Genomic DNA, 6,866 nt, shown 5'->3' on the forward strand with positions numbered 1-6,866 from the left:
ATGCTGCAACACTCAGTACCAGCATGCTGCAACTCTGGGTTCCAGCATAGTGCAACTCCAAGTCCCAGCATGGTGCGAGATTGCTTCACAGCATGGCCGGAGATTTCCCCCGGCGGCGGACATGGTATAATGGCAGGGGCAATCACACGGCGGGGCGGCGCACGCCTGCGCGAAACCTTGAACCAGGCCGCATGCGGCAAACACTCATGACTGAACAATCCGCCCGCCGTCAGGTCTGGCTGATCATCGCGCTTGGCCTTGCGCTGCGCCTGCTGATCAGCGGCCATTTCCCGCTCACGCCGGACGAAACCAACTACTGGCAGTGGAGCCGCTATCTGGACATCGGCTATCACGACCACCCGCCGATGATCGCCTGGACGATCTGGCTGGCCGCGCAGCTCTTCGGCCAGACCGAGTTTGCTGTCCGCCTGCCGACTGTGCTGGGCATGGCTGCGGCCTCGGTCTGGCTTTGCCTGCTGACCGCCCGCTGGTTCTCCTGGCAAACAGCCCTACAGACCGCTCTGCTCAGCCAGACACTGCTGCTCATGAACGGCTCGGCGCTCATCGCCACTCCGGACGGGCTGCTCCTGCCCTGCTGGGCTGCGGCCTGTTATTGCGCCGCCTTGGCGGTGGAAAGCGGGCGGCAGCGCGACTGGCTGGCAACCGGGCTGTGCTTCGGCCTTGGCCTGCTCTCCAAATACACCATGCTCCTCTTTCCGGCCTCGCTCTTCGGCTTCCTGCTTTGCAGCCGCGAGCAGCGGGCCAAGCTGCTGACGCGCCAGCCCTGGCTGGGCCTGTTTGCCGGACTGCTGCTCTTCACCCCGGTGCTGCTCTGGAACGCCCGCCACAGCTGGACGACGTTCCGGCACGTGCTGTTCCAAGGCGGCGTGAGCGCGGAGGAATCCGCCTTCACCCTGCGCTATTTGTGGGAATTCCTCGGCAGTCAGGCCGGGCTGCTCTCGCCCTTTGTCTTCTTGTTTATTATCGCGGCCTGGCTGCGCGGCTGGCGCGGCGGCGAGCGAACCCGCTTCCTGCTCTGGCTCTCGCTGCCGGGCTTCGCTGTCTTCGCGCTGCTCGCGCTGCATGGCCGCATCTACGGCAACTGGCCCGCGCCTGCGTATCTCACCGCCTTGATCCTCGCTGCGGCCTTATATGGCGGCGCATCGCGCTGGTGGTCAGCAGGTCTTGCTCTGGCAGGCGCGATGTCAGCTGCCCTGCTTGTGCATCTGGTCTGGCCTGCGCTGCCGGTTCCAGCCCGATGGGACCGCATCGCCCAGGAAACACAGGGCTGGGACGAGCTGGCGCAACAGCTTGAGCAGGCGCGTCTGAACATGCCCCGGCCAGAGCAGACGTTCGTCTTCGGCCTGCGCTATCAGTTCGCCAGCGAGCTGGCCTTTCACATGCCGGGCCAGCCGCGCACAGTCTGCCTCAACCGCTGGTCGCGGCCTAATGTCTATGATTTCTGGTTCGAGGAGGAGATGCTGGTCGGCATGGACGCGGTGGGCGTGCACGAGCACAAGGGCATGGACGCGGTGCTGCGTGCTGTCTTCGAGACGGTGGAGCCGGAGGAAGTGATCATCCAGCGGCGCAGCTCGCCGTGGTTCGGCAGCGAGGAGCTGCGCCGCGTGTATCTGGTGCGCTGCCGGGGCTACAAGGGCGGCGGCCTGCGCTGGCAGCCCAAGCAGGCCGGAGACATCAGGGCGGCGGCAGGAACTCAGCGCTCCTCTGGCCGCAAGGTCTGGAAGGAGTGAGGATGCTTCAGATTGAAGCTGCTGGCGTGGCGCAGATAGGCAGGGTTGAAGCCCTGCTCCCGTATCTGCTGGATCAGCTCGCCAAAGCTGGCCGCTGCCTTCACCGCTGTTGACTTGGCCTCTTTGGGCAAAGCGTAGTCGCAGACCACCCGCGCCCCGCGTTGCGCCGTCTCGCCCCGGCTGTCGGTGTAGTACTGCGACAGCACGATGATCCGCGTGCCCAAGAACACCGCCTCCTCAAGGTCGTGGGTGACAAAGAAGATGGTCATGCCGAATTCCTCCCACAGCTCCAGCAGGAAGATCTGCATGTTCTCCCGCGAGCCTGGGTCGAGCGCGCCAAACGGCTCGTCCATCAGCAGGATCTTGGGCTTCATGATCAGCGACTGGGCAATGGCCACCCGCTGCCGCATCCCGCCGGACAGCTCGTGCGGGAACTTGCGGCTGTGCTCCTCCAAGCCCATGCGGCGCAGGTAGCGCATGGCCTCGTCCTCGAACTCCCGCCGCCGCCGTCTGCGCTCAAAGAAGCCGCTGGACAGGCGCGAGCCGAGCAGCACGTTGTCCACAACGTTCAGGTGCGGAAAGAGGGAGTACTTCTGGTAGACGATGCCCCGGCTGCGGTCAGCGAAGCCGCAGGGCTTGCCGTCAATCAGCACCTGGCCGGAGCTGGGCAGCTCCTGCCCCAAGGCCAGCCTGAGCAAGGTGGACTTGCCGCAGCCCGACGGCCCCACGACCGTGACCAGCTCGCCTTGGGCCACGGCAAGGTCGATGTCGTCCAGCACCACCTTGCTGCCGTAGCTCTTGTACACGTCCTGAAAGAAGAGAAAGCTGCTTTGGCGCAGCGCGGCGGCCTTCATGATTCTTTGACGGAAGGCTTGGAGTCAAGGCTGAACGCGCCAGGCCCGTTGGCCAGAATCAGCAGCAGTCCCCCGCTGATGGACAGGTTCTTCATGAACTCCTTGAAGTGCTCCTGCATCTGCGCTGGATCCGTGCATGTCCAGAAGTCATGGAAGACCCAGGTGCCTGACATGGTGAAGATCAGGAGCAGAACCGCCCCTGCCCGCGCCTTGAACCCGGCAATCAGCGACAGGCTGCCTGCGAGCAGGAAGACAACCGCGCCGAGCAGCATGACGCTGGGCATGGGAACGCCCTCCTGAGCCATTTGCTGAGCAACATGATCAAACTTTGGAATCTTGCTGACCAGCGCGGTCAGCAGAAAGACTGAGGCGAGGAGTATTCTGCCGATCAGGTTGATGACTCCTGCTGGCACTGTCTTCATCTGCATGTGTTGTCTGCCTCCTGTTTGCATTGTTGCTATCCCTGCGAGTCCAAATACCAAGCATGGCGCGTTCTGAGCAGGAGGCGGAGGCAGAAGTCTGCCGCCACGCTGATCAGCGCGATCCAGAGCACATAGGGGATGATCAGATCCATGGCCAAGTAGCGCCGAACCAGGAAGATGCGGTAGCCGAGGCCGTTTGTGGCCGCGATGGCCTCGGAGGCGATAAGGAAGAGCCAGGCAGGCCCCAGGCTCATGCGCACGGTCTCGATCAGGCGGGGCATGATCTGCGGCAGGACAATGCGGCAGGCCAGACTGAGCTGCGAGGCCCCCAAGGTGCAGGCCTTGATGATCTGCTCGCGGGGAATCTTCTTCACCGTCAGCTGGATGTCGCGGGCAATGACGGGGAAGGTGCCGATGAAGATCAGCATCACCTTGGCCAGCTCATCCACGCCGAAGACAATGAAAAGAATGGGCAGGACAGCCAGCGGCGGGATGATCGAGATGAAGGTGACAAACGGCAGTAGGAGGAATTCCATGCCTGCGAAGAGGCCGAGCACCAAACCGAGGACCAGGCCGCAGCAGGCCGCCGCGCCCAGGCCGATGCCGATGCGCCGCAGGCTCGCGCCGGTGTCTGTCCAGAGCTGGTATTCGCCGGTGCGGGCGTTCTCCTCGAAGGCGGCCCGATGCATGGCCTCAAGCATCTTGGCGGGCGGCGGCAGGAGCTTGTCCGAAGGGTTCTCGCGCTGCCGCGCGTCTGAGGCCAGCCCGTAGATGAGGAGCAGCAGCGCGAAGGGCAGGACAGTCAGCAGCCAGCGCAGCCAGTTGGGCGGAGCAGCGTGGATGCCGAAGAATTTGGGCGGAGAGAGCATGGCGGCACCTTGGTTGGTTTCCTCCAGTATATCGCCCGCAGCAGGAAAAGCAACTGGGCAGCAGCCAAGCTCCTGCGCTGACTGCCCTCAGTCCCCGGTCAAGGCTCAGCCGCAGCCTGTGCCCGCGCCCACGCAGGCCCCTTTGGACGAGCACTTGCGCATCTTGCTTTGCAGCAGGGCGAAGCCTTTGCCCGTATAAACCGCCTCCAGCCCCTTCTCTATGAATCCTGCCATAGTCACCGGCTTGATGCCGCGCCTGCTCAGAGCCTCTTTCGGGCCGTCGCCCAAGTCGCTGACAAGTATGGCCTGGCAGTCGCTGAGGATGCGGCTGAGATTGAGCCAGCGCTGCGCCCCGCCGCCTGCTGGCGGTGTCTGCCGCTCCTCGATCAGCTTGTAGCCGCCCTGCCCGTCCTGTCCCCAGATTTGCAGCTTTGTCGCCTCGCCGAGATGCTGATTGACCAGCACGCCTTCCAGCGTCGCCACAGCCACGTATGGCCGCAGTGCCTCGGCTGGCTTGGGCAGCTTGGCGCAGGCGCTCAGGCAGCCGCGCATCTCGTCAGTGCGGTCTTCTTCCAGCAGCCCGACCGCGTCAGCTCGGCAGCGGGTGCAGTGGCGCATCTGCGGCAGGAACTGCTCCGCCGCGCTGCGGGCCGCGTTCATGGTCTCTGCGGACGGCTCCAGGATGTCCTCAAACACCGTGTCCGCATTGGGGAACATGGCCATGCAGTTGAAGAGGTCCGCGCCCAGCTCCTTCATGGTCTTGGCCACCTCAACTATGTGCTGATCGTTGATGCCGGGAATGAGGATGCTGTTGATCTTCACCGTGATGCCGTGCCGCTTCAGCTTCTCGATGGCTGCAAGCTGGCGGGCCAGCAGCAGCTCAGCCGCCTGTCTGCCCCGGTAGATCACCTTGCCGTCCAAGACCCAAGCATAAATCTTCTCAGTGACAGCGGGATCCACCCCGTTCACCGTGACCGTGACATGCGACACGCCGATTTCCGCCAACTCCTCCACATGCGGGGCCAGATTGAGGCCGTTGGAAGCCAAGCAGAGGATGGTCTCCGGGTAGCTTCTGCGGATCAGGCGCATGGTCTCCAGCGTGGCCTCAGCATTGGCAAAGGGGTCGCCCGGCCCGGCTATGCCTGCCACCGAGATGCGCGGTTCCTTCTCCAGCACCTTGCCCATGTAGTGCAGGGCCTGATCCGGCGTGAGCACCGTGCTGGTCACGCCGGGCCGCGACTCATTGACGCAGTCGTACTTGCGGTTGCAGTAATTGCACTGAATATTGCACTTCGGAGCCACGGGCAGATGCACTCTGCCGTACTGCCCTTTCACTTTGGCGTTGAAACAGGGATGGCGGTTGTAGTCTATGGGGTTCATGATCATCTCTCGTGCTCCTGTTCACATGTATGAGTAACCGACTGGAGAATCATCTTGTTTCTTGGCGATCAGCGCGTTGGTGACAGTGTCAAAGAGCTGCTGCGCACCGCTGTAGCCAAGGTGCAGAACGCGCTGGCCGCCGATGCGGTCGTGGATGGGAAAGCCGACCCGGATGAGCGGGATGTTCAGCTTGCGGGCGAGCGGATAGCCTTTGGAGTGGCCGACAAGCAGGTCTGGTGCAAGGCTCTCCGCCAGCTCGGCGATGTCGAAGAAGTCCGCGCCTTCATGCACCTGCGGCTGCTCGGCGAGGACATCGCCGGTCACTTCGGCAATGGCCGCTGCCAATCTACCCGATGTGCCGCCGGATGCGCAGAGCACCGGCACGATGCCGATTTCCGCCAAGAAGGCGGTCAGGCCAACCACCAAGTCTTCTTCACCGTAGATGATGGCCCGCTTGCCGAAGACGTACTTGTGGCCGTCCACGTAGGCATCCACTAAGCGGCCCCGCTCCTTGCGGTATTTCTCCGGCACAGGCAGGTCGCTCAGGCTGAAGAGCAGCTCGAAGAAGCGGTCGGTCTCGCCGATGCCAATGGGCAGGCCAAGCCGGTAATGGCTGCCGCTGAATTTCTCCTTCAGGGCCAGGCCGCCGCTCAGTTTGTCGCTCAAAGTGCGGCCAAACTCAATGGTCGCCCGGCTGCGGCCCATCGCGTCAATGGCCGCCAAGGGTGTGCCGCCTTTGGCGATCTTCTCATATTCGAGCAAAGCCGGGCCGTCCATAGTCTCGGAGAGATCAGGCAGCATGGTGCAGTTGAGGCCGAAGTCCTCCATGATCTCCTTCAGCAGGCGGTAATCCGCCGAGGAGACAAAGCCGGGCAGCAGGTTGACGGTCTCGCTGCGCGGCCCGCCCTTGGCCCGCTGTTCGATCACCGCCCGCACCGCGCCATGAAAGCCCTCCATGTGCGTGCCCGCGTAGCTCGGTGTGGCAACATGGACGAATTCCGGCAGCCCTTCTGAACCTTCGGTGTCCTTGGTGTACTCCAGCAGATAGCGGGCAACGTCGTCGCCGATAGTCTCGGTCAGGCAGGTGGTGGCGATGCCGATCAGCGCGGGCCGGTATTTCGCGGCCACGTTGGTCAGGCCCAGCTTGAGGTTGGGGCCGCCGCCGTACACCGCGTTTTTCTCCGACAGCGAGGACGAGGCGATGTCTATCGGCTCGTTGTAATGGCTGATGATGTAGCGGCGCATGTAGGTGGCGCAGCCCTGCGAGCCGTGCAGATACGGCACCGCGCCCTCAATGCCCTTGAAGGCCAGGCAGGCTCCCAGCGGCCTGCACAGCTTGCAGGCGTTGGTGGTCGAGATGTAATCAGGGTGAGGCTTGCTCATAATCGCTGCTCCTCTTTATCGTTCGTCATTTCTCGGCACAAACCGCCAGACCGGACTCATCACCGAGGAATACACTTCCTTGGCGAAGTTGAGCATTCCCTCGAATCCAGCCAGAGCCTCCTTGCGCTCGTGGTTGTGATCGCAGAAGCCGATGCCCAGCTTGTAGGCTATAGGCCGCTCCTTGACCCCGCCGACAAAGACATCCAC

Annotated in this window: 7 protein-coding genes; 1 reads left to right on the plus strand and 6 read right to left on the minus strand. The window is 63.2% G+C overall.

Annotated elements, in window-relative coordinates; translation table 11 throughout:
* Positions 1–206 precede the first annotated feature (206 nt).
* Positions 207–1,751 (plus strand): ArnT family glycosyltransferase, encoded by a 1,545-nt coding sequence (locus ACNKID_RS08530; RefSeq protein WP_417913012.1) that lies wholly within the window; start codon positions 207–209, stop codon positions 1,749–1,751.
* On the opposite strand, the gene ACNKID_RS08535 is transcribed toward ACNKID_RS08530, so the two are convergent.
* The 6 genes from ACNKID_RS08535 to ACNKID_RS08560 all read right to left on the minus strand — a co-directional run.
* The gene (locus ACNKID_RS08535; protein ID WP_417913013.1) at positions 1,715–2,605 is read right to left on the minus strand and encodes an ABC transporter ATP-binding protein; all 891 of its coding nucleotides are present in this window, start codon (positions 2,603–2,605) and stop codon (positions 1,715–1,717) included. The genes ACNKID_RS08530 and ACNKID_RS08535 overlap by 37 nt on opposite strands.
* Positions 2,602–3,033, minus strand: a complete 432-nt coding sequence (locus ACNKID_RS08540) for a DoxX family protein (protein ID WP_417913014.1) — start codon at positions 3,031–3,033, stop codon at positions 2,602–2,604. Before ACNKID_RS08540 ends, ACNKID_RS08535 begins: the two co-directional genes overlap by 4 nt.
* A gap of 29 nt (positions 3,034–3,062) precedes the next feature.
* Entirely contained in the window at positions 3,063–3,896 is an 834-nt protein-coding gene (locus ACNKID_RS08545) for an ABC transporter permease (protein ID WP_417913015.1), read from the minus strand.
* A gap of 105 nt (positions 3,897–4,001) precedes the next feature.
* Complete coding sequence (gene nifB, locus ACNKID_RS08550) at positions 4,002–5,282, minus strand: nitrogenase cofactor biosynthesis protein NifB (RefSeq protein WP_417913016.1); 1,281 nt, start codon at positions 5,280–5,282, stop codon at positions 4,002–4,004.
* A 15-nt stretch (positions 5,283–5,297) separates the two neighbouring features.
* Complete coding sequence (locus tag ACNKID_RS08555) at positions 5,298–6,659, minus strand: nitrogenase component 1 (protein WP_417913017.1); 1,362 nt, start codon at positions 6,657–6,659, stop codon at positions 5,298–5,300.
* A 15-nt stretch (positions 6,660–6,674) separates the two neighbouring features.
* On the minus strand, positions 6,675–6,866 hold a 192-nt coding region (locus ACNKID_RS08560; RefSeq protein WP_417913018.1), incomplete at its 5' end, for a nitrogenase component 1.

It is taken from the genome of Candidatus Electronema sp. TJ, assembly GCF_048287355.1.
GTDB lineage: Bacteria > Desulfobacterota > Desulfobulbia > Desulfobulbales > Desulfobulbaceae > Electronema.